This is a genomic window from Rathayibacter sp. VKM Ac-2856 (genome assembly GCF_013205055.1).
Classification (GTDB): Bacteria; Actinomycetota; Actinomycetes; order Actinomycetales; family Microbacteriaceae; genus Rathayibacter.
Genome location: NZ_JABMLF010000007.1, coordinates 38,879 through 58,268, shown reverse-complemented (window position 1 = coordinate 58,268; position 19,390 = coordinate 38,879). Strand labels below are relative to the sequence as shown.

The window sequence follows — 19,390 nt, the reverse complement described above, 5'->3', positions numbered from 1 at the left end:
AGGGGATCGTTCCCCGGTACACGCATGAGCGACACCGACCGCCGCGATGTAAGTTTCAGCGTTCTGTGGCGGCGTTCTGATGCCGCTCCGTGTCGCGCCTAGTTGAGGAGCTCGGCCTGAATCCGAGCGGCGACCGCCTCGCGGAGGGGGCGGACGCTCTCGGCGCTCCAGTCGGTTGGGTCGGGGAACTTCCACTCCAGGAACCGGCCGGTCGGAGTCGCAGGGAGGGTAAGCCCGGGCTTCATGGCGACGACGATGTCCGCGTTCTCGAGGTCCTCCACCGTGACGGAGCGGGGGGTGCGGTCGCTGATATCGAGGCCGAGCTCAGCGACGGTCGCAGCGATCGCGGGGTTTACCGTTTCGGCCGGGGAGAGGCCGGCGGAGGTGGCGGTGTAGCGGTCGCTGGCGAGGACTTGGAGCAGGCCTGCGGCGAGTTGGGAGCGGCCGGCGTTGTGCTGGCAGAGGAAGAGGACGGTGGGCTTCTCGGTCATGCGGGGGTCACTGCTCCGGTGTTCGTGCGGGTCCAGGTCTGGGTGGCGATCTGCACGGCGTCCCAGGGGGAGCCGAGCGGGGGTGTGTAGGAGAGGTCGAGGTCGGAGACCTGCTCGACGGTGAGTCCCGCGAACAGGGCGGTCGCGTAGGTGTCGATGCGCTTGGCGGTCTCGGTGCCGAGGCGTCCGACGAGCTGCGCGCCGAGCAGGCGCCCGTCGCGGGTGTCACCGGTGATGCGGATCGTGATGGGCTGCGCGCCCGGGTAGTAGCGCTTGTGGTCGTCCGCGACCGCGGTCGTCGACGCCGGCGCGAAGCCGGCGGCGAGGGCCTCGTGCTCGCGCAGGCCGGTGCGGGAGGCGACGAGGTCGAACACCTTGACGACCTGGGTGCCGACGGAGCCGGCGAAGCGGGCATCGCCGCCGAGAGCGTTCTCGCCGGCTACCCGTCCCTGCTTGTGGGCCGTGGTGCCCAGCGGCAGGTAGGTGCTGCCGAGCAGACGGTGGTGCGTGGTCACTCCGTCGCCTGCCGCGAACACGTGCGGCAGGCCCGTGCGCATCGCCTTGTCGACGACGACCCCGCGGCCGGCGCCGAGAGACGCTCCGGCGCGGGCGAGCAGGTCGGTGTTCGGCTTCACGCCGACGACGAGAAGGACGACGTCGGCGGTGCGGATGAGGGGTGTGCCGTCGTGGTCGGCGTGCACGGCGAGCCCGGCGGCGGTCTTCTCGATCGAGGCGACGGTGGTCCGGGTGAGGACCTCGACGCCGCGCTCGGTCAGTTCGGTGTGCACGAGGGCGCCGAGTTCGGGGTCGAGGGTGGAGAGCACTTCCGGGCCGCGTTGGAGCTGGGTGACGTGGAGGCCGCGGACGGTGAGGGCTTCGGCCATCTCCAGGCCCACGTAGCCGGCGCCGACGATGATCGCCGTCTGCGGGTCGCGGCTATCGAGGAACCGCTCGAGGGCGAAGGTGTCGCCCATCGAGTGCAGCACGTGCACTCCGTCCTCCGGCCCCAGGTCATCCACGCCGGCGATGCCGGCGGAAGACGCGAGGGCGCCGGTCCCGACGATCAGCTCGTCGTACCCGATCCGATCGAGCGAGCCGTCCGGGGTGCGGACGGTGAGCCGCTGCCCGGCGACGTCGATGTCGGTCGCGAAGGTGTCCAGGCGCAGGCTCATGCCGGTGGCTTCGAGGTCGGCGTGGGTGCGGTGCGCGAGCGACTGCCACGGCTGGACCTCGCGGGAGAAGTAGTACGGGATCCCGCAGATGGAGAAGTTCGGGTACGAGTCGGCGACGACGACGGTCACGTCGACGGACGGGTCGAGCTCGCGGGCGCGCAGCGCGGCGGAGATCCCCGCGTCGCTGCCGCCGATGGCGACGAGATGCATCAGATGGGCCTTCCGGATCAGACGTGTGAAGAGGTGGAGGTGGTGGCCGGGACCACGAGGTGCCCGGCGGTCCGGGCGGCGCCCGGGAAGAGGAACACGGCGATGCCGACGCCGATCGCGGCGCCGACGAGCTGCGCAGCGATGAACGGCAGGACGGAGGTGGGGGCGATGCCGGCGAAGGTGTCGGTGAAGACGCGGCCGAGGGTCACGGCGGGGTTCGCGAACGAGGTCGAGGACGTGAACCAGTACGCCGCACCGATGTACGCGCCGACCGCGGCCGCGGCGAGCGGGCCGCGGTTCGTGCGGGCGAGGGAGAGGACCACGAGGACCAGGCCCGCGGTGGCGACGACCTCCCCGAGCAGGTGCCCGGCGGTGACCCGCTCGGTCGTCGCGATCGAGGTCGGGACCTCGAACATCGCGTTCGCGAGGACCGCGCCACCGATACCGCCGAGCAGCTGCGCGCCGACGAACACCGCCAGCTCCCGCCCCGACACGCCGGTCCGGTCGCGGCGGCCGAGGAGCGCGTCGATGGCGGAGACGAGCGGGTTGAAGTGCGCCCCCGACACCGGCCCGAGTGTCAGGATCAGCACCGCGAGGCCCAGCGCGGTCGCGAGGGAGTTCTCCAGCAGTTGCACGCCGACATCGTTCGGGGAGAGCGACTGGGCGGCGATGCCGGAGCCGACGACGATCGCCACGAGCAGGCCCGTGCCGAGGAACTCGGCCACGGCCCGACGAGCGAGCGGAGGAAGGGAAGTGGTGTCCATGTCGTCGGCCATCTTGACCCCTCACGTTCACTCAGTCAAGATTGAGTCAATGAACACCGAGCGAACCGAATTGGAAGCGCGGGCCGCCCGGCACGCGGCCCTCAGTGATCCCGCGCGCCTGCGGATCGTGGACCTGCTCACCCTCGGTGACCTGGCGCCGCGGGAGCTGCAGGACCGACTGGGGATGCCCTCGAACCTCGTCGCGCACCACCTCGCCGTCCTCGAGCGCGAGGGCATGATCCTCCGTCGCCGCTCGGAGGCGGACCGGCGCCGCAGCTACGTGCACCTGATCCCCGGCGCGTTCGATCAGCTCGGGCCCTCGACCACCGCCGCGGCGCGGCGGGTGCTGTTCGTGTGTACCGCGAACTCCGCCCGCTCCCAGCTCGCCGCGCAGCTCTGGGCGCAGCGCAGCTCGATCCCCGTGGCGTCCGCCGGCACGCACCCCGCCGCGGCGATCGCGGCTGGCGCCATCACGACTGCCGAGCGGCACGGCCTGACGCTGACAGGGAATACTCCGCAGCAGTTCGCGGACGTCGCCGCCGACACCGACCTCGTGATCACTGTCTGCGACGCCGCGCACGAGGAGCTCGGCTCGGAGGCGCTGCACTGGTCGATCCCCGACCCGGTGCCCGCCGGCACGGACGCCGCGTTCGATGCCGCCTACGACGAGCTCGCCGCTCGCGTCGACGCTCTCGCGGCGAGGGTCACGGCCGCCTGATCAGACGCGGGTGAGCATCCCCGCGAGAGAGTCGAGCGCGCCGGGGACGAGGGAGAAGTACGCCCACGTGCCGCGCTTTTCGCGGGCCAGGATCCCGGCGTCCACGAGGATCTTCAAGTGGTGCGACACCGTGGGCTGGCTCAGCCCGACCGGCTCCGTGAAGTCGCACACGCACACCTCGCCCGAGCTGCTCGACGCGACGATCGACACCAGGCGAAGCCTTGCCGGATCCGCCATCGCCTTCAACGCTCTCGCCAGCAGCTCCGCGCCCTCGGCGCTCAGCGGCTCGCGCGCGAGTGGCGCGCAGCACGCGGCCGCCGCCGCGGTGAGAGTCAGCTCGGTCGTCGCCATGCCTCCACCCTCCCACACATTGACAGTCATCGATATGCCGGGGCAGACTCGATCCATCGATGATCGTCGATGTTGAGGAGTGCACCTGATGACCATGCTGCTGACCGTCCCGCCCCGCACCGATGAGCGCCGACTGACCGGCCTGCCCGTCGCCGTCATCGGCGCCGGGCCCGTTGGTCTGGCTGCTGCCGCGCAGCTGCTCGAGCGCGGCCTCGACGTCATCGTCTACGAGGCGGGCGAGAGCGCTGGCGCCGCCGTGCAGCAGTGGGGCCACACCCGCCTGTTCTCGCCGTGGGAGTACCTGGTCGACGCGGCCGCCGGGCGCCTGCTCGACGCCGCCGGCTGGGAGGCGCCCGCGGCAAAGAAACTGCCCACCGGGCACGAGTTCGTCCGCGACTACCTCGCGCCCCTCGCCGCGACCCCGCAGCTCGACTCCGTCATCCGATACCGCTCCCGCGTGCTGGCTGTGACCCGCGAGGGCATGGACCGCACTCGCTCTACCGGACGCGCGGGCACCCCGTTCCTGCTGCGTCTGGACACTGTGGAGGGCGCCGTCGACGTCACCGCCCGCGCAGTCATCGACACCTCGGGCACCTACTCCACGCCCAACGCCCTCGCCTCGGGCGGCCTCGACCCGATCGGCGCCGCCGACGTCGCCGAGCATCTCAGTCACGCGCTGCCCGATGTGCTCGGCGCCGACCGTGCCAGGTTCGCCGGGAAGAGCGTCCTCGTCGTCGGCGCCGGCCACTCCGCTGCGAACACCCTGATCAAGCTCGCCCGACTCGCCCGCGAGGAGCCGGAGACGAGGATCACCTGGGCGATCCGCGGCACCAGCCCGCTGCGCGTCTTCGGCTCGGGCGACGACGAATTGGAGGAGCGCGGCAAGCTCGGCGGTACCGTCCACCAGCTCGTCCGCGACGGCGCGATCACCCTCCTGGACCGCTTCGAGATCGACCGCCTCGAGAAGACCACCACCGGCCGGGTCGCCGTCCTCGGGCGCCGCCGGAAGGAGCGCGAGAGCGTCGAGGCGGATGTCGTCGTGCAGGCGACCGGGTTCCGGCCCGACCTCGACATGCTGCGCGAGATCCGCGTCTCCCTGGACGAGATCGTGGAAGCGCCCCGCGCGCTCGCGACGCTGATCGATCCGAACCTGCACTCCTGCGGCACCGTCGACCCGCACGGCGTCGCGGAACTCGCCCACCCCGAACCGAACTTCTTCATCGCCGGCATGAAGTCCTACGGCCGCGCCCCGACCTTCCTCCTGGTCACCGGTTACGAGCAGGTCCGCTCTATCGCGGACGAGCTCGCGGGCGATCACGCCGCGGCCCGGCGGGTGCAGCTCGTGCTCCCCGAGACCGGCGTCTGCTCGACTGACATCGGATCCGCCGGAGGAAGCTGCTGCTCGTGATGGCGGTCCGGGCGATGCTCCCCGAGGACTGGGCGGCGGTCGAGGCGATCTACCGAGAGGGCATCGCGACCGGGCACGCCACCTTCGAGGCCGAACCGCCGACGTGGGAGATGTTCGATGCGGGGAAGCTCGACGTCGGGCGCCTGGTCGCCGTCGACGGCGACCGTGTCCTCGGGTGGGCGGCGCTCTCGCCCGTGTCGAGCCGGCCCGTCTACCGCGGAGTGGTCGAGCACTCCGTCTACGTCGCCGCCGCAGCCCGCGGCCGCGGCGCCGGCGCGGCACTCCTGCGGGCTCTCATCGAGACCGCGGACGCTGCTGGTCTCTGGACGATCCAGTCGAGCATCTTCCCCGAGAACACCGCCAGCCTCGCCCTCCACGACCGCGCCGGCTTCCGCCGCGTCGGCACCCGCGACCGGATCGCGCTGATGACTTACGGACCAGCCGCCGGTACCTGGCGTGACACGATCCTCATCGAACGTCGACGCCCGTCCTGACCGTCGCGGTAGGGGATCGCCCAGTGCGACACTTCCCACCCGAAGGTCAGAGGGTGGGAAACCAGCTCGAGTTGTCCACGATCCACAGCGACACGGAGTTCCAGAGCCCGGTGATGACGAGGACGCCGATCGCGATGAGGAGCACGGCGACGGCCTTGTTGGCGTAGGCGCCGATGCGGCGCAGCCAGCGGCGTGAGCGTGCTGCGCGGGCGAGGACGAGTCCGAGCAGGAACAATGGAGTGAGCATGCCGAGGAAGTAGACGAACCCCAGCGCGACGCCGAGTCCCACGGTGTCGATGTTGGAGGCGAGGCCGTAGGCGATCGCGAGGGACGGGCCGAGGCAGGGGTACCAGACGGCGGCGCAGCTGACTCCGAGCAGCAGTGCCTTCGCGGCCGAGCCGCCCGGAGTTGACGTTCTCGTGATCCAGGGGATCCGGAGGACGCCGAGGGAGTAGAGGCCGGCGGCGATGAGCAGTCCGCCGGCGATGAACGTGTACGGCGGCCGGGCGAGGTTCACGTTCGCGCCGAACGCGAGCAGCAACGCCACCGACCCGATCAGCACGAGAGCGGCCCCGACCGCGAACGCGAGGATCGACCACACCTGCCGAGACGGTCGAGCCCGTCCGTCCCCTGTCGAGGTGAGCGCGCCGACGATGCCGGGGAGGATCGGTGCGGCACAGGGGGAGAGCAGAGCGAGCGCGCCCGCGAGGAACGCGGTGCCGAGCTCGGGGAACATCCCCTCACCCTAGTTTCCGGAAAGGGCGCGCCCTGGTCCCGCGCTTCCTAGGCTGACCTCGTGACCTGGACAAGTCGACCGCGCAGCATCGCAAGGGTGACCGCTCGAACCCTCGCCATCACGGCCATCGCTGCCGCGGGCGCGGCCTCGCTGAGCGGGTGCTTCACCACCGCCGAGCGGCCGCCGCTCACTTTCGCGGACCTCGACCGGGCGGCGACCGACGCCGATACGTTCCCGACGCTGCCCCCGCGGGCCTCCTGGTCCGAGATGGACGAGACCAGCTCCCGGCTCGTCGGCCGAGTCGGAGACCGATCGCTGTTCCTGGCGCGCACGAGCGATCCGGAGACGACGTGCCTGACGAGCTTCGCTGACGAGGACACATGGGGCCAGAGCTGCGGGGCCGGCGGGTTCGACAGCGCGATCGGCCGCGACACGGTCCACGTCGTCCCGGACGGCGGGGGAGTCGAAGAGACGTGGACGCCGCTCAGCGAGAACGTCTACGTCGACAGCCCTGGTGCGCGGTGACGACGATCGAGGAGCTTCGACTGGCGCTCGTTCCCGTGTTCGAGGAGATGCTGCACGAGGACGAACGCTCGTCACTTCGGCTGCACTTCGTGCGGCTCGCAGAGTGGCCGGACGGTTCTCCTCTGAGTCCTGCAGATCGCCTCGAGGACGGCAGCGTCATCGCGCAGTGGGCTGTCCTCGACGAGATGGGCTCATCGCGAGAGCTTCAGAGCGGCGTCTCCGTGTCCGTCCTCGCTCTGGCCGTGCAGAGCGACCTTCAAGACTTCATCGCGGAGAGCTTCTTCGGGTGGGGACAGCTCAGGGGTACTTAACGCTCCTGCCACCTTCTGGCACCGGTCAACTCCGTCGGTAGAGGCCAGCGGCAGGCCACATCGATGAACTATCGAGACCTGGCCGCCTCCTCGATGAACCACTGTCGTCGTACGGTCTGGTCATGGGTGCATTGGTTCGGCGTCGCGTTCGGTGGTGGTGGCTCGCGATCGCGTTGGTTGCTCTCGTCGCGGTGGTCCTTCTCGCCGGTGACCGTTCGGGTAGCTGCGTGGAGTACGTGAACTCGCCAGGCGTGTGCACCAGCGTCAACGAGGATCCCCGTACCTGGGTCCTCGTCGGAATCGGCAGCCTGATCGTCCTCGGCGCACTGTATGGAGCGTTTCGGCGCCGGTAGTCGAGCCCCGGAAGCGGAGCGCGGCCGTCCCGTACGGGGGGGCGGTCACAGACGCATCCTGACGCAGCGGCTCCACCGCGGAGAGCGAGTGCGGTCGGGGATAGCTCTGCGATCCTGGACCGCTCCTGCGATCGGACGAGCCGCTTAGGCTGTCGCGCATGCGAGGGCGTGCAGTGATAGTGGTCGGGATCTGTGGGATCGGGTTGCTGATGCTCGGCTGCGCACGTGCCGAGCCGCAGAGGCTACCGGGGCTGGGGTCGAGTGAGCCAGCTCCAGAAGGGGCGGTGTATCGCTCCTTCTATCGAGGTGGTGTCGAGGCATTCGAGGCGAGTCGAGTCCGCTGGCTCGATGACGGAGATGGCTTTGAGCTGACCCTCACGGGAAGTGGGAACTGCCCGGTCGTCCCCGTCACGATTGAAGTCCTGGCCCCGGACCGCCTGCTGATCGAGACGAAGCAGCAGGTCGACCCCGCCGGATGTCAGGAGGACGCCGCGCTGTGGAGCTTCGTGCTCGATGCACCCGAAGGTCTCGACAGCACCGCGCCGGTCCAGGTTGACATCTCCGGCGAGCGGATCGCCTCTACCGAAGAAATGGCACCGCGACGATGAAGCGGAACCCGCCCGGAGCAGGACATCCCGTATGGGGATCGTCCACCGAAACGGTGATCTTGTAGGGAGTCGCTGGGTGCCTATGCCCCTCCGGCGTTGTTATCCGAGTAGGGCGTCCGCGGCGAGTTCAGCGAGCCGGTGGTCGCGTTCTGGCTCGTCGGCGGTGATGGTGATGACGGCGTCGAGTGCAGCGTCTACAACGACGTACTGTCCTCGTGCACCGTCGAGTCGCCAGCAGTCACGCGGTCCGTCCCAGCCCGCTAAGCCGTAGCGCGTGAACGGAGCGGGGCCGCCCGTGTCGATCCACGAACTGTGCATGCGGTCGATCCGTTGTGCACTGATCAACTGTCGGCCGTTCCACATCCCGCGGTCGCGGAGGAGCTGGCCGACGCTGGCTAACTCCTCCGTTCGCAGCTCGAGGCCGCTGCCGGCGATGATCCATCCGTGCGGGCATCGGTGCCACTCGGGATCGTCGATGCCCAGCGGTGTGAACAGCCTGGGGATCAGCCAGTCTCGGACGTCGCCGACGATCGCGCCCAGCATCCGCATCGCGACGTACGTGCTGGCGTCGGAGTACTGGAAGACGAGGCCGGGCCCGCGGGAAGGCTTGCTGAGCATGGCGTGTGCAAGGTCGGCTTCCGGCCAGGGGTCGCTCTCGAACCACGGGAAGTCGATACCGCTGGTCATCGACAGCAGGTGCTCGATCGTCACTCCGTCGACGTCCGCTCCGAGGGAGGCGGCTGGTAGCAGCTGTCCGACCCGCGAGGCAGGGGTCAGCAGTTCCTCATCGAAGGCGAGTCCAGCGGCCAGGACCGACACGCCCTTGGAGACCGAGTAGATGTTCGTGCGGTCGTCGTTGCGCCAGCGGTGTTGTCTCTGCTGATCACCGACCCGTATGACGACGCCCAGGGCGCGGAGCCCCTCTGCGTCGACTCCGCTTACGAAGCGGCTCAGTGCCAGGTCGACGTCGATCATTTCGCCATTCTGACGCCCCTGAGCAGATGAGCAGTGATTTCCTCGACCGTCCAACCGCACCAAGGTGCCGGGAGCGTTCCGTATGGGGATCGCTCATCGGGCGGCTGAGCGGACGCGTGCTCCTCCTGGCCGCGAGAGGATCCTCAAGCAACCGGATCCCGCCTCGCGTCACCCTGTCGATGGGCTCACATCGAACAGGAACACTGAGTTGAAGCGGAACTCTTTCACCGGGCTGTTCTCCCACGCTTGCCCGGCGGAGCTCAGCAGCCGCCGGAAGGTCGCTCGTTCCAGCGGTTCGTCGGCGAGGATGAACGCGGCGTGCTCGATGACGGTCAAGTAGGAGAAGGCCTGGAACCAGGACAGGTCGCGGATGTACTCGTGAAAAGCCGGCCAGTTCTCCACTGTGGTCGGGAACGAGAAGTGACGGCCGTACACGTCCCAGAGTTCGTCCGCCGTCCGCATCGCCCGCGCGTCGAGGCGGACGAGACCGCCGTCGTCCTCTGCCGACTCGATTGCGGTATCGAGGTCGGAGCTTGACCCGAGCGCATCGAACACCCAGGGCCGCCCTGTGAATGCTGGCATGACACGGATGATCCTCTACTGCCGGGAGCGCCGCCCGCCGGACGACTGCAACTGTCCTGCGTCCCGTATGGGGATGGTCGACCGGACGGCCGGTAGGGGTCGTTCTCACATGCTCGTCCGCGCGGTCGACGTGAGGAACGGGGTGGTTAGTACCGGCGGATAGAGACGTTTTCACCGAGGCTCGTCCAGTCGAGGCCATCAGCGTCGTCCGGACCGGCGCCATCGGTGTGTATCTGAACGACCCATGCTCCGTTCAGCGACAACTCATCCCCGCAGCCGCTTCCGTCTTCGTTTTCGCCTTCTCCGTCCACGATCACGCACCGGCCTCCGGTCGTGATCTGCGACCCGATCCAGACGTCCAATCCGTCGGCTGAGCCGACGTAACGGATCGAGGCGGGGTCGTAGCCGTCTCCTACAGTGCCGACGTCGGGAAGAGCGTCTCGCTCGTCTTGTGCCCGCTTGAAATCGGAGTAGGCCTCGGTGTCGGGGCCGGAACACCCGGCCATGAGCGTCGTCGTGAGCGCCATCACTGCGGCTCCGGTCACCCACCTCAGGCGCGTTGTCGATTCCACCGCATCCCCCTGTGCCTCGTCAGCACAACGTACCGCGCTGCGAAGGAGAGGAGCGCTGGCACTGTAACGATGGGTCTTCTTCCGAGTCTCGCACCCACGGGAGAGTCGATGGAGCGTTCCGTATGGGGATGGTTCACCGGCACGCAAGGTTCTAGTTGTCCTTGACTCTGCGACCCGCGCCGCGCCCGTCTCCGCCGGCAATCCAGTCGTTGACCGCTCGAGCTACGTGAGTGTTGTGACTTGCGGCCCATGAGGGATCGTTGGATGCGGACGTGAAGGCGATCATCGGTGTGTGCCGGATGCGGCCGTGACGGTCGCGCCAGTGCAGGACCATCAAGCCGGCTTTTTGGCGCACTCGGATGGTCTGGTCGCGAGGGACGCGTCGGGACCACCAGACCCCGTGGACGGTGAGGTCGTTCTCTCGCAGGCTGACGCCGCTGAAAACAACCCACCGCGCAGCGAGCGGTATGACGACCGCGAAGATGACGATGAAGACCAGCTGCTCGTCCAGCGCGAGGCCGGGCTTCCATACTGTCGCTGCCGGCACGCAGATCAGAGCTGCGGGCAGGAGTATGCCGAAACGGAGCTGGATATTCGGGCGAAACCGCACGAGCGCTGATTTTAGGGGGCGCCCGCCCGTTCGTCGTTCCGCACAGGGGTCATTCAGTGGCCGGTGAGCGGGCGGGTGCTGCTCTCGCCCGCGCTGTGCGTCGCGGCCCAGAGCAGGGCGGCACCGGCGGCCCCCGTCGGTCTGTCGCGTGAGGCGTCAGCGAAGTCTCCGTTTCTCGACCGCATCGCCACAGGCCGCGTGTCCACAGCGCGTGACGCCCCGGCTGCGGATTACGGCTAGCAGCTAGCGAACGCCGCGGGCACGCTCGTAGCACCGGTAGAGCACGATCGCGCCGACGGCTGACACGACGAGTCCGATCAGAAAGCCCACGAGCAGGACCGGGCTGAGTTGGCCCCCGGTCTGATCCAGGTCCGCACGAACGCCGGCCTGAAACCCCGACACCGAGCAGAGGAAGGCGATCACGACACCCGACGCGAGCAGGCTCACGCCCTTAAGCACTTCCACCATGACCACCCCCGGTCGTGAAGCTACCGCAGAGTGTTCCACCCCGCGACCGCCTCGCCCCGTAGGAGGATCGATCAGCGGGACGCTTTCAGCGGACCGCTCGAAGAGGCTTGGCGTCGTCGTCGCGTGCTGGTGATGCCGCCAGGGTTGACCGCAGGTCTTCTCGTGCTCGTTGATAGCGGGTGCGTGCGGTGGACGCGGGGAAGCCGAGGAGTTGTCCGGCTTCGGTGATGGAGAAGCCGTCCCAGTGGATGAGGCGGACGAGCTCGGCCTGTTCTGGCGCGAGCCTGGCGATCGCGTCGCGCACGTCGACTCCTTCGTCGGCGGGGCGTCCTTCGGTGGGAGCGGTCGCGAGGACGCCGCGGAGCCGGCCGGAGAGGTCGGTTCGTCTGTTCGAAGTGCGGGTGCTGTTCGAGAGGACGTTCCGGGCGATGCCGAAGAGCCACATCCTCGACTCCTCCGCGGTGCGGGGGAGGGCGCCGACACGGCGCCATGCGGTGAGCATGACGTCCCCGAGCGCGTCGGCGGCGTCCTCGAGAGGGAGGCGGCGTTGCAGGTACTTGAGCAGGTCGGGCGAGGCGACGCGCAGAGCCTCACTGAGTCGCTCCGCCTCATCGGACTTCTGGCGGGTCACCAGGTCGCTCCGGGGCAGTGGGCCTCTCCGGCGATGCTGAGGTTCGCGGCGTCGACGGCGACGTCCTGCGCAGCAAGTTCGGCGTCGAGAGCGTTGCTGATGATGCGCCCGACGGCGGTCGAGTACTCCCGGTCGGCGTTGTAGAACTCGGTGCCGTAGCCGGCCGGCGTGCGGGATCCGTCAGCGTTGATGAAGGATCGGTCCTCGGTACGCAGCTGCGCGATGGTCGCCTCGAGCGCGCCGTCGCTGAGGAGGGCGTCGACGTCGGTCGTCTGGTAGAAGTTCTCGACCACGGCGACGGCCGCCGGATCGGTCCCTTGAACGTCTCCCATGCGCTCCTCACACTGGACGCCGCTGGGCAGCGAATAGGTGATCGAGGCGTCCGGCGTCTCCGCCCACGGCGACCACGCGCCCGTCGCCGCGGCGGCCGCGGTCGCCATGCCACCGAGCAGTACCAGCGACGCCACTCCGGCGACCGCAGGACGCGCCCAGCGGTGACGGTTGACGCGGGCCTCTGCCGCCGCGAGCTGCTGAAGCTCGGCCAGCTCGACAGCGACGTCGTTCGTCACTGTCGATGTGCGGGGGCTGGACTCATCCAGCAGGACGTCCAGGGGGTCTCGGTCAGGGGCGGCAGTCATGACGGGCTCCTTCGAAAGCGGGTTCATCCTGTACATGTCCACCCCACCCGCAAACGTCTGCCGCAGCATGAAACCGGCTCGCCGCCCTCGTCGCGGTGCCAGCGCCGACGCCGGACGTCAGGTCGCGAGGGAAGAAGCGAGTTCGGCAGGCGCTCCTGCGGAGCGGGGCTGCCACGACTCGAAGACGCCGTAGGCGATGATCCGCTCCGCGGTCGACAGCAGCGGATTGCAGCTCGTCATCGTGATCAGACGATCCGTCGGAACGACGTCGCTCGTCCAGGGGACCGGATCGATGACCTGCACTTCGGAGGGCTGCACGTATTCGAGGTTCCGGAACCGATAGGTGTACCAGCCGTCGGCGGTCTCGATGTAGATCGCGTCACCTAGTTGCAGCTCATCGATGAGGTGCATTCCTCCGCCGGCGGCGGAGCGGTGCGCCGCGATCGCGAAGTTCCCCATTTCGCCGGGCATCTGCGTTCCCGGGTAGTGGCCGATGCTGCCCACGTCGAGCACGTTCTCCGCGTCGACGCCCTCAGCGATCGTGCGCACCCACCCCTCGCCGTACCGGGGGATGTAGAGGTTGCCGAACGTGGTGTCCAGAGCTGCGACCGGCGCGATCACCGGGTCACCGGGGACGGCCGGCTCAGCGGTCGGCTCGGACGGCGCCTCCGCGGACGGCGCGTCATCGCCCCAGCTCTGGCGCAGCTCGGCCGCTTGATCTTCCTGCCGCCCTGCGATCACCGCATCGTTCCACCACAGCTGCCAGGCGAGGAACAGCAGAACGAGCACCCCTGCGGTCATCAGCAGCTCACCCAAGACGCCGAAGAAGGACAGGCGGCGACGAGCCGGACGACGTCGGCGCCGCGACACGTCCACGGATGACGAAGCAGTCATGCGCAGGAGTCTAGGTGTGCCGCTCTCACCCGCATCGCTGCTGGAGATCGTTCACCGAACGAGCGATCGCCCTAGTGAAGCTAGCTGCGCGGAGAGGCGTCGTTGTGCCAGTACGCGGCAATTGCCGAGGTTCGCCGCACTACCGCGTCCGCCGAGGCAGGCGCCGGCCACAGATACAGCGCGTACCGGTCAGGCGCCGGATGCGCTTCGTCGGCGACATCTTGTCGCCGGCCCTCTTCCATGCCGGAAGCGCACCACCGGGCCCGATAGGCGGACGCCGTGAGCTGGAACGACGCGGCGGAGTCCCCAGACCATCCGCTAAGCACCGCATCCGGTCCTTCGGGCTGGAAGCTCGCCTCGACGATCTCCTCCCACAAGCCGAGCTCAGGCGCTGTGTCCAACGTGCTGACTCGAACCTGTACGTACCCGGTGTGGATACCTGTCCGCATGAAGAGGGCGCCGGGCAAACTCGCTCCGCACAGCCCATTCTCTTGTCCGTCGAACGCATCACGAGGATCCTCAACCGACGCAGCGCCGGTTGTGAGTTGCAGCTGGGAGTAGTGCGTCCACACGGTTCCATCGAAGACGACTGGCATAACAGCCATCCTCCTCGACGTTCCCAGCGTCGCGTCCCATATGGGGATGGTTCAGCGGGCTGCTGAGCCGGCGGGTGCTGCTCTCTGCCGCGCTGTGCGTCGCGGCCGAGAGCAGGGCGACACCGACGGCTCCCCGCCGGTCTGGCGCGTGCGGCGTCAGCAAAATCCCCACTTCTCGACCGCACCGCCACAGTGGAGCCACCTGCGCACTGCCCGAGCGTCATCCGAGCTGGATGCTGCTGCGCAGTTCACCGCCACTCCGCGTCTCGAGCGTTCACCGGTCAGGTCCGGGCGATGCTCCTGGGGAGTGATGCCGTGTCAGCTGGTGGGGGAGACGTCCGGTGCGACGGTTTCCGGGAAGTCTGCCGGGGTGTGCGCCGTCTCGTGGGTGAGGGTGTCGACTGACCAGGTGCCCGCGTGTAGGCGCAGCGTCGCCTCCTGCGGGAACGAGTAGGCGTACTCCGGAGCCGCTTCGCCGGTCTCGTACGGGCTCCGCTGAAGGGTCGTGCTCTCGGTGAACGTCACCGTGGCCGAGTCGCCCGTGATCTGCACCGAGTCCAGCGACACGTCGGTCTCGAACGCCGTGAAGGACTCCCCGAGCTCGAGGTAGCGGTCTCGCTGAACGCGCAGCCGGGCGTCATCCTCCATGATCACCGCAAGCCGCCCCGGCGTCGAGGTCGATTCCGGGACGCCGAGGCCGGTGAGCTGCGGCGATCCTTCGACCAGGCTCTGAGCGTTCCGGTGCTCGAGGTCTGAGATCAGTGCCGTCGAGATCGCCTCGTTCTGCGACGACGAGGATGCGAGGCCGGCGATCACCGCTGCGCCGGCTCCCGCGACGCACACAGCGCTCAGGGCTAGGACAAGCACTCTGGCAGGGCGCACAGCTCTCTCCTCACGGGAAGCCGATGAGCGGCTGCAGCGAGCCTATCCACCACGGCGTGACTACCCGAGGAGGGACAGCGTCGTCGCCCCGATGAACGGGCTATGACGACGTCGGTTCGGAGGGCGTACGGTGACGGGCGTGGACGACGCCAGCGACCGAGCGAACCGGTGGGCGGTCGGCCGCGGTGTCGTCGTGCTCCTACCTGCCGCTTTGTGGACGATGCTGAGCAGCGTCCTAATGGGCTTCGCGACGGACTCGTGTGCAAGCGCGAGGCCCTGCGACCGCGGACTGGCTGATGCGGGCATGGCGGTCGGCTTCTTCGGCGCCCTCGGCGTCTCCGTGGCTGTGATCGCGGCGTTCCTCTTCAAAGTCGGGCCGCGCGGGGTCAGCGCGTGGATCCCGTGGACGGGCGTCGGGCTCATCGTCCTCACTGGCATGGCTGCCCAGCTCCTGGTTCAAGCTGCCACCTGAGCATTGTCGCGGCCTTGAATGTGCACGCTGCGGTCCCTGCCTGCCCTAGCGTTGCCTCATGGTCGCGTCTCGGCCTGAAATGCGCAGCGCCGTTCCGAAAGGGGAGTGTCTGTCGCGGGTCATCAAGAAGCCCACCGGCTCTTAGGCTGACCCGATGAGTTCCCCGGCACCGACCCGCCCGTTCGTGGGCGCTGCTCGCGTCGCCGTCGGTGCAGCGGCGATCGCGGTGATCCTCCACACCTACGCCTTGAGCATCGCGGCCGGCGATCCGAATCCGTTTGACTACTTCGGCTACTTCACGAACCAGACCAGCCTTCTCGCGAGCGCGGTGCTGATCGTCGCCGGATCGGTCGGGCTCGCCCGCCGTTCGACTCCGGTGTGGCTGAGCTACGTCCGCGGCGCGGCGACGGCCTACCTGATCGTCGTCGCCGTGATCTACAACACCCTCGTTCCCGGTACCGGGACGGCTCCGCCCTGGGTCAGCGCCGTCCTGCACGTGGTGCTCCCCGCGTTCGTCCTCCTCGACTGGATCGTCATCGCCGACCGCGGACCGCTCTCGTGGCGGCGGCTGTGGGTGGTCCTGCCCTACCCGATCGTCTGGGTCGTCGTCGTGCTCGTCCGCGGAGCGACCGACGGATGGGTGCCGTACGGCTTCCTGCTCCCCGAGAATGGGACGCTGTCGCTCGTCCTGCACGTCGCCGGCCTGACATGCGTGGTACTCCTCGCCGGCGCACTCGTCTGGGCACTGAGCCGACGCCGCACCTTCCACCTCATCTAGTTGATGTCCCAGCGGAGCAACTTCTTGACTCAGCTCAGTTCACAGATCAGACACTCACCCGCAGGTAGGGGCGCTGACCGGCCGCGGCGATTGAGGCGAGTGTCGAAGAGAGATCCTCGACGAGGCGGTGCACCTGCTCGGGTGACCATCCCTCGAGCTCGGACGACGCATCCTCCCACTGCCGCGCTGCGGCGGCACGACCCGTCTCACCTGCGGCGTCTAGCGCGCCACCCAGGCCGGTGCTGACTGCGATGACGAAGCTCTCGTAGTCATCGGTCGCCGCAACCGGCTGGTACTGCGCCGCGGGAACCTCGAGCGCTGGTGTCGAGGTCAGGATGCCTTCGAGCTCCCAGAGTTCGGTCGGATCTATGTCGCAGACGAGACCGTCCGATCCCGACAGCGCCGCGCCCGCCTCTTCATCGGAACCAGCACCAAACACACTCGCAAGAATTCCCATAGCAGTCAGCGTCTCACATAGCACCCAGCGTCTCACGTAGCACCCAGCGGTGCGCATGTGGCGGGGGACACGCGGTCGTGCGGTGCTACCTCACCTACGCCGAGGAACCAGGTCCGCAGGCTTCGCACGGCGGCTAGCGGAAGCGGTGACCCACCGTTCGTAGCACTGGAACAGCTGAATCGCGCCGACGGCTGAGACGACAAATCCGATCAGAATTCCCACGAGCAGGACTGGGCTGAGCTGGCCCCCTGTCTGATTCAAATCCGCACGAACGCCGGCCTGAAACTGCAACAGCGAGCAGATCACGGCGATCACAACACCCGACGCGAGCAGGCTCGAGCCCTTGAGCACTTCCACCATGACCACCCTCGGTCGTGAAACTACCGCAGAGTCTCCCACCCGACACCGCCTCGACCCTTATGGAGATCGTTCAATGGGCCGCTCCCGGCGGGTGTTGATCTCAGCCGCGCTGTGCGTCGCGGCCGAGAGCAGGGCGACACCCCCCCCCGCCGGGCTGTCGCGTGCGGCGTCAGCTCAGCGATGCCAGGTTCTGGCTGGCGAGTGGCAAGCGCGCTAGGTCTCAGGCGGGTATTCTCCGCGCGTGGACCTGAATGACCGATCGAGCGCGGAGTTGGAAGAGATGATCACGGCAGTGTGCCGTCGAGTGCGTCGACGAGCGCGGGCCAGTTTTGACTTCGGTCTGGCGGCCGGTCTCGCGGGAGGCCTGCTGCTGGGCAATCTTTTCTTCGGGGGCCCCTCCACGCAGGCTCTTACCCCGATTTCCGTCGGCTTGCTCGTCATTACGGCGCCGCTCGCGGTAATCGCTACCTACATGAACACGGTGAGGCGTGCCCCGGACTTACAAAGCATCCATGACCTGCAGGAGATTCTCTTGCGCCGAGAATCTGCTTCCTGAGCGCGCCAGGTCCACATCTAATCGTTAGGCTTCTCACCTGCTGTCTGGCGCCCCTCCTCTCGGCCGCGGTTGTTAACCAGTAATAGGGTCGGCTGGTGGTCGTGCCGTGCCGTCATGCTGAGCACGTGTCCATCAGTTCGCGGGTGTTGCGTTACGCATCCGCCCATGCGCTACTGCTCGTCGTCGTCGCGATCGTGTTGCTGAACACGTGGCCCGACTTGTGGGACGAACCGCTCGTTCTCGTCGTCCTCGTTCCACTCATGGTCATGGCAACGGCTTACCCGAGCTTGCGTCACCAGCTTCCTCCTGAGAGGAGCGTGCGCGAAGGGCAACAGGAGGGCCGTTCCATCCGCGCCGCTGCGTCCAAGGGCGCTCACTCCGCTGACCTAGAGCCGGCCGAAGCGCCGGGGCTTTTCGACTCGCCCGCTCGCCAAGCACTCATGGCAGCAACAGTCACCGCCGCCGTGGTGATCGTGCTGGCTCTAATCAGCGTCGTGCAGCCGGCGCTAGATCGAGGGTGACGTCACTGTCGCTCCTAGAGCCAGGAACGTCCCGTCGCGGGATGGTTTACCCGACAGCGAGCCGGGTCATCCCGCTTAGGGTTGTCTGGGCGACGGTCACCCGCCGCTCGTGACTTGCAAGACGGTCGAGGAGTGTACGTGTCTCGCGCGGGCGTAGCGCTGCCCGTGCCGACCACAGACTGGACAGTCTGTCGTCGTGCCGCGATGTCATGGTCGCTAGTAACGGTTGAAGCCACTCGATCGAAGGGAATACGTGTCTAAGAGGCCACCACCGCAAGACCGGAACTTGTCCGACATCGAGTTCAAGGCCGCCCTTGTGCGGATGGGTCATCGATTCGCACGCCATTACAGGTTTTGGCTCGAAGGAGAGATTGGATCGGACGAGGACTTGGCCGCGATCCTGCGGACGCTCATCGACGATGACGTGCTGGGGCGAGCGATCAGGCAGTTCAAGCTCACGTCGCCACTGGTGGCGGTCGGCTCTGACGCCGACGATCAAAAATCTACGTTGTTCTCCGTAGGCGCCGTCCTCATCCCGGAAGGGTTCGATGAGCTGCCCGAGATTACACACTCGCAGATTCCCTACTCCGTTTGGCGCAACCGGACATGCCTGGTTGTCGATGGGGTGCCAGGTAAACGGGTTAACACTTGGAGAAGTACAGTGTCGATGATCGCAAACACATTCGGCTCGCACACCTCACCAACTATCTCGCCCGTCCTCGATCGAACAAGACTCAACGTCTTTGGCGACAGCTCGATCGCTGACTTTCTGTTAAAGAATGCCGCGGACGTAGCCCATGTCGTGCTGTCATCAATATTCGAGCAGCTCTCGCTCAAAGCGTCTGGTATGGCGGACATCGATATATCGGAGCAGAGGCCTGTCACCCTGGCATGGCTGCGCGCGCACGATCTCGGATCACAGGGCGAGGTGCGAGTCATTCCAGGAATCAGGGCCGGCGTAAAGCCGGGTCTGTACCCGGTGATCGATCTGCTACTGAGAGACGAGGCGCGCATGCATATGTCCGTGTTCGTCTCTCCGCCCGCACCGCCGCTCCTCGTCACGGACGTGCGGGGAATCGATACGCCGGTTCTGGCATAACGGGTACCCACGCCTCCAGCGCCCGCGGGAGCGGCAAACGTCGTGACGTCATCGGGTCTGCGCCGTCACTGCCTCGTCCTGGTGCCGCCGACGTTCGGGCTGCCACCGAAGAACGCCCGTCAACGCGTCTGCTGTCGAAGAACCGAGGAGCACCGAGG

The 19,390-nt window shown here is 67.8% G+C and carries 28 protein-coding genes; 11 read left to right on the top strand and 17 right to left on the bottom strand.

Translation table 11 applies throughout. The features are described 5' to 3' along the window. Positions 1–98 precede the first annotated feature (98 nt). The 3 genes from HQQ82_RS19380 to HQQ82_RS19370 are packed head-to-tail and all read right to left on the bottom strand — an operon-like array spanning position 99 to position 2,637. Complete coding sequence (locus tag HQQ82_RS19380; RefSeq protein ID WP_173236001.1) at positions 99–491, bottom strand: low molecular weight phosphatase family protein; 393 nt, start codon at positions 489–491, stop codon at positions 99–101. Then, positions 488–1,873 (bottom strand): FAD-dependent oxidoreductase, encoded by a 1,386-nt coding sequence (locus HQQ82_RS19375; RefSeq protein WP_173235999.1) that lies wholly within the window; start codon positions 1,871–1,873, stop codon positions 488–490. Before HQQ82_RS19375 ends, HQQ82_RS19380 begins: the two co-directional genes overlap by 4 nt. Before the next feature lie 17 nt (positions 1,874–1,890). Continuing rightward, positions 1,891–2,637, bottom strand: coding sequence for an MIP/aquaporin family protein (locus HQQ82_RS19370; protein ID WP_173235997.1), 747 nt, complete (start codon positions 2,635–2,637; stop codon positions 1,891–1,893). A gap of 49 nt (positions 2,638–2,686) precedes the next feature. Here HQQ82_RS19370 and HQQ82_RS19365 point away from each other — a divergent pair, with 49 nt between their 5' ends. Beyond that, positions 2,687–3,355: a helix-turn-helix domain-containing protein gene (locus HQQ82_RS19365; RefSeq protein ID WP_173235995.1), complete on the top strand. Its 669-nt coding sequence runs from the start codon at positions 2,687–2,689 to the stop codon at positions 3,353–3,355. Here the strand turns inward: HQQ82_RS19365 and HQQ82_RS19360 are convergent, their stop codons facing one another. After that, positions 3,356–3,706 carry a helix-turn-helix transcriptional regulator gene (locus HQQ82_RS19360; protein WP_055794488.1) on the bottom strand — a complete coding sequence of 117 codons (351 nt, stop codon included), beginning with the start codon at positions 3,704–3,706 and terminating at the stop codon, positions 3,356–3,358. Positions 3,707–3,794: 88 nt separating this feature from the next. Between HQQ82_RS19360 and HQQ82_RS19355 the strand changes: the two genes are divergently transcribed. Both HQQ82_RS19355 and HQQ82_RS19350 read left to right on the top strand, forming a co-directional pair. Then, positions 3,795–5,114, top strand: coding sequence for an NAD(P)-binding domain-containing protein (locus HQQ82_RS19355; protein ID WP_173235993.1), 1,320 nt, complete (start codon positions 3,795–3,797; stop codon positions 5,112–5,114). Continuing rightward, a complete protein-coding gene (locus tag HQQ82_RS19350) occupies positions 5,114–5,608 on the top strand; it encodes a GNAT family N-acetyltransferase (protein ID WP_254071684.1) in 495 nt (164 codons plus the stop codon). Before HQQ82_RS19355 ends, HQQ82_RS19350 begins: the two co-directional genes overlap by 1 nt. Before the next feature lie 46 nt (positions 5,609–5,654). Here HQQ82_RS19350 and HQQ82_RS19345 read toward each other — a convergent pair whose 3' ends face one another. After that, on the bottom strand, positions 5,655–6,344 hold the full coding sequence (locus HQQ82_RS19345; protein WP_173235991.1) for a cytochrome c biogenesis CcdA family protein: 690 nt from the start codon (positions 6,342–6,344) through the stop codon (positions 5,655–5,657). A 96-nt stretch (positions 6,345–6,440) separates the two neighbouring features. Between HQQ82_RS19345 and HQQ82_RS19340 the strand changes: the two genes are divergently transcribed. The 3 genes from HQQ82_RS19340 to HQQ82_RS19330 all read left to right on the top strand — a co-directional run bounded on the left by HQQ82_RS19340 (position 6,441) and on the right by HQQ82_RS19330 (position 8,141). Further along, positions 6,441–6,869 carry a hypothetical protein gene (locus HQQ82_RS19340; RefSeq protein ID WP_173235989.1) on the top strand — a complete coding sequence of 143 codons (429 nt, stop codon included), beginning with the start codon at positions 6,441–6,443 and terminating at the stop codon, positions 6,867–6,869. Further along, positions 6,866–7,180 (top strand): hypothetical protein, encoded by a 315-nt coding sequence (locus HQQ82_RS19335; protein ID WP_173235987.1) that lies wholly within the window; start codon positions 6,866–6,868, stop codon positions 7,178–7,180. The genes HQQ82_RS19340 and HQQ82_RS19335 overlap by 4 nt, the downstream gene beginning before the upstream one ends. 637 nt (positions 7,181–7,817) lie before the next feature. Next, on the top strand, positions 7,818–8,141 hold the full coding sequence (locus HQQ82_RS19330) for a hypothetical protein (protein ID WP_104288855.1): 324 nt from the start codon (positions 7,818–7,820) through the stop codon (positions 8,139–8,141). 99 nt (positions 8,142–8,240) lie between these two features. Here HQQ82_RS19330 and HQQ82_RS19325 read toward each other — a convergent pair whose 3' ends face one another. From HQQ82_RS19325 to HQQ82_RS19280, 10 genes are all read right to left on the bottom strand, one after another. Further along, complete coding sequence (locus tag HQQ82_RS19325) at positions 8,241–9,116, bottom strand: serine hydrolase (RefSeq protein ID WP_173235985.1); 876 nt, start codon at positions 9,114–9,116, stop codon at positions 8,241–8,243. A gap of 168 nt (positions 9,117–9,284) precedes the next feature. Then, positions 9,285–9,698, bottom strand: coding sequence for a barstar family protein (locus tag HQQ82_RS19320; RefSeq protein WP_173235983.1), 414 nt, complete (start codon positions 9,696–9,698; stop codon positions 9,285–9,287). Positions 9,699–9,844: 146 nt separating this feature from the next. Continuing rightward, complete coding sequence (locus tag HQQ82_RS19315; protein WP_173235981.1) at positions 9,845–10,243, bottom strand: hypothetical protein; 399 nt, start codon at positions 10,241–10,243, stop codon at positions 9,845–9,847. A gap of 178 nt (positions 10,244–10,421) precedes the next feature. Then, positions 10,422–10,880: a hypothetical protein gene (locus HQQ82_RS19310; RefSeq protein ID WP_104336188.1), complete on the bottom strand. Its 459-nt coding sequence runs from the start codon at positions 10,878–10,880 to the stop codon at positions 10,422–10,424. A gap of 243 nt (positions 10,881–11,123) precedes the next feature. Next, positions 11,124–11,348 carry a hypothetical protein gene (locus HQQ82_RS19305; RefSeq protein WP_146079300.1) on the bottom strand — a complete coding sequence of 75 codons (225 nt, stop codon included), beginning with the start codon at positions 11,346–11,348 and terminating at the stop codon, positions 11,124–11,126. Between the two features lie 85 nt (positions 11,349–11,433). Then, on the bottom strand, positions 11,434–11,979 hold the full coding sequence (locus HQQ82_RS19300; protein WP_104336190.1) for an RNA polymerase sigma factor: 546 nt from the start codon (positions 11,977–11,979) through the stop codon (positions 11,434–11,436). Then, entirely contained in the window at positions 11,976–12,653 is a 678-nt protein-coding gene (locus HQQ82_RS19295; protein ID WP_216848814.1) for a hypothetical protein, read from the bottom strand. The genes HQQ82_RS19300 and HQQ82_RS19295 overlap by 4 nt, the downstream gene beginning before the upstream one ends. Positions 12,654–12,734: 81 nt before the next feature. Beyond that, on the bottom strand, positions 12,735–13,511 hold the full coding sequence (locus HQQ82_RS19290) for a class E sortase (RefSeq protein ID WP_104277483.1): 777 nt from the start codon (positions 13,509–13,511) through the stop codon (positions 12,735–12,737). Between the two features lie 80 nt (positions 13,512–13,591). Next, a complete protein-coding gene (locus HQQ82_RS19285) occupies positions 13,592–14,107 on the bottom strand; it encodes a hypothetical protein (RefSeq protein WP_104234405.1) in 516 nt (171 codons plus the stop codon). 318 nt (positions 14,108–14,425) lie between these two features. Then, positions 14,426–14,923, bottom strand: a complete 498-nt coding sequence (locus HQQ82_RS19280) for a hypothetical protein (protein ID WP_173235977.1) — start codon at positions 14,921–14,923, stop codon at positions 14,426–14,428. 205 nt (positions 14,924–15,128) lie between these two features. Here HQQ82_RS19280 and HQQ82_RS19275 point away from each other — a divergent pair, with 205 nt between their 5' ends. Both HQQ82_RS19275 and HQQ82_RS19270 read left to right on the top strand, forming a co-directional pair. Further along, a complete protein-coding gene (locus HQQ82_RS19275; RefSeq protein WP_173235975.1) occupies positions 15,129–15,461 on the top strand; it encodes a hypothetical protein in 333 nt (110 codons plus the stop codon). A gap of 154 nt (positions 15,462–15,615) precedes the next feature. Next, on the top strand, positions 15,616–16,239 hold the full coding sequence (locus HQQ82_RS19270; protein ID WP_173235973.1) for a Pr6Pr family membrane protein: 624 nt from the start codon (positions 15,616–15,618) through the stop codon (positions 16,237–16,239). 46 nt (positions 16,240–16,285) lie between these two features. On the opposite strand, the gene HQQ82_RS19265 is transcribed toward HQQ82_RS19270, so the two are convergent. Next, the gene (locus HQQ82_RS19265; RefSeq protein ID WP_173235971.1) at positions 16,286–16,696 is read right to left on the bottom strand and encodes a hypothetical protein; all 411 of its coding nucleotides are present in this window, start codon (positions 16,694–16,696) and stop codon (positions 16,286–16,288) included. Positions 16,697–16,786: 90 nt separating this feature from the next. Continuing rightward, on the bottom strand, positions 16,787–17,056 hold the full coding sequence (locus tag HQQ82_RS19260) for a hypothetical protein (RefSeq protein WP_104248173.1): 270 nt from the start codon (positions 17,054–17,056) through the stop codon (positions 16,787–16,789). 241 nt (positions 17,057–17,297) lie between these two features. Between HQQ82_RS19260 and HQQ82_RS19255 the strand changes: the two genes are divergently transcribed. The 3 genes from HQQ82_RS19255 (at position 17,298) to HQQ82_RS19245 (ending at position 19,232) form a co-directional block, all read left to right on the top strand. Further along, positions 17,298–17,612 (top strand): hypothetical protein, encoded by a 315-nt coding sequence (locus tag HQQ82_RS19255; RefSeq protein ID WP_146076581.1) that lies wholly within the window; start codon positions 17,298–17,300, stop codon positions 17,610–17,612. A gap of 125 nt (positions 17,613–17,737) precedes the next feature. Then, on the top strand, positions 17,738–18,133 hold the full coding sequence (locus tag HQQ82_RS19250; RefSeq protein ID WP_173235969.1) for a hypothetical protein: 396 nt from the start codon (positions 17,738–17,740) through the stop codon (positions 18,131–18,133). Positions 18,134–18,419: 286 nt separating this feature from the next. Then, entirely contained in the window at positions 18,420–19,232 is an 813-nt protein-coding gene (locus tag HQQ82_RS19245; protein WP_173235967.1) for a hypothetical protein, read from the top strand. Positions 19,233–19,390 lie beyond the last annotated feature (158 nt).

Coding starts and splice junctions, on each gene's coding strand:
- HQQ82_RS19260 (WP_104248173.1), bottom strand. CDS start 17,056: ATGGTGGAAGTGCTCAAGGGCTCGAGCCTGCTCGCGTCGGGTGTTGTG.
- HQQ82_RS19270 (WP_173235973.1), top strand. CDS start 15,616: ATGAGTTCCCCGGCACCGACCCGCCCGTTCGTGGGCGCTGCTCGCGTC.
- HQQ82_RS19375 (WP_173235999.1), bottom strand. CDS start 1,873: ATGCATCTCGTCGCCATCGGCGGCAGCGACGCGGGGATCTCCGCCGCG.
- HQQ82_RS19365 (WP_173235995.1), top strand. CDS start 2,687: ATGAACACCGAGCGAACCGAATTGGAAGCGCGGGCCGCCCGGCACGCG.
- HQQ82_RS19320 (WP_173235983.1), bottom strand. CDS start 9,698: ATGCCAGCATTCACAGGGCGGCCCTGGGTGTTCGATGCGCTCGGGTCA.
- HQQ82_RS19305 (WP_146079300.1), bottom strand. CDS start 11,348: ATGGTGGAAGTGCTTAAGGGCGTGAGCCTGCTCGCGTCGGGTGTCGTG.
- HQQ82_RS19360 (WP_055794488.1), bottom strand. CDS start 3,706: ATGGCGACGACCGAGCTGACTCTCACCGCGGCGGCGGCCGCGTGCTGC.
- HQQ82_RS19355 (WP_173235993.1), top strand. CDS start 3,795: ATGACCATGCTGCTGACCGTCCCGCCCCGCACCGATGAGCGCCGACTG.
- HQQ82_RS19370 (WP_173235997.1), bottom strand. CDS start 2,637: ATGGACACCACTTCCCTTCCTCCGCTCGCTCGTCGGGCCGTGGCCGAG.
- HQQ82_RS19285 (WP_104234405.1), bottom strand. CDS start 14,107: ATGCCAGTCGTCTTCGATGGAACCGTGTGGACGCACTACTCCCAGCTG.
- HQQ82_RS19325 (WP_173235985.1), bottom strand. CDS start 9,116: ATGATCGACGTCGACCTGGCACTGAGCCGCTTCGTAAGCGGAGTCGAC.
- HQQ82_RS19350 (WP_254071684.1), top strand. CDS start 5,114: ATGGCGGTCCGGGCGATGCTCCCCGAGGACTGGGCGGCGGTCGAGGCG.
- HQQ82_RS19345 (WP_173235991.1), bottom strand. CDS start 6,344: ATGTTCCCCGAGCTCGGCACCGCGTTCCTCGCGGGCGCGCTCGCTCTG.
- HQQ82_RS19265 (WP_173235971.1), bottom strand. CDS start 16,696: ATGGGAATTCTTGCGAGTGTGTTTGGTGCTGGTTCCGATGAAGAGGCG.
- HQQ82_RS19380 (WP_173236001.1), bottom strand. CDS start 491: ATGACCGAGAAGCCCACCGTCCTCTTCCTCTGCCAGCACAACGCCGGC.
- HQQ82_RS19295 (WP_216848814.1), bottom strand. CDS start 12,653: ATGTACAGGATGAACCCGCTTTCGAAGGAGCCCGTCATGACTGCCGCC.
- HQQ82_RS19290 (WP_104277483.1), bottom strand. CDS start 13,511: ATGACTGCTTCGTCATCCGTGGACGTGTCGCGGCGCCGACGTCGTCCG.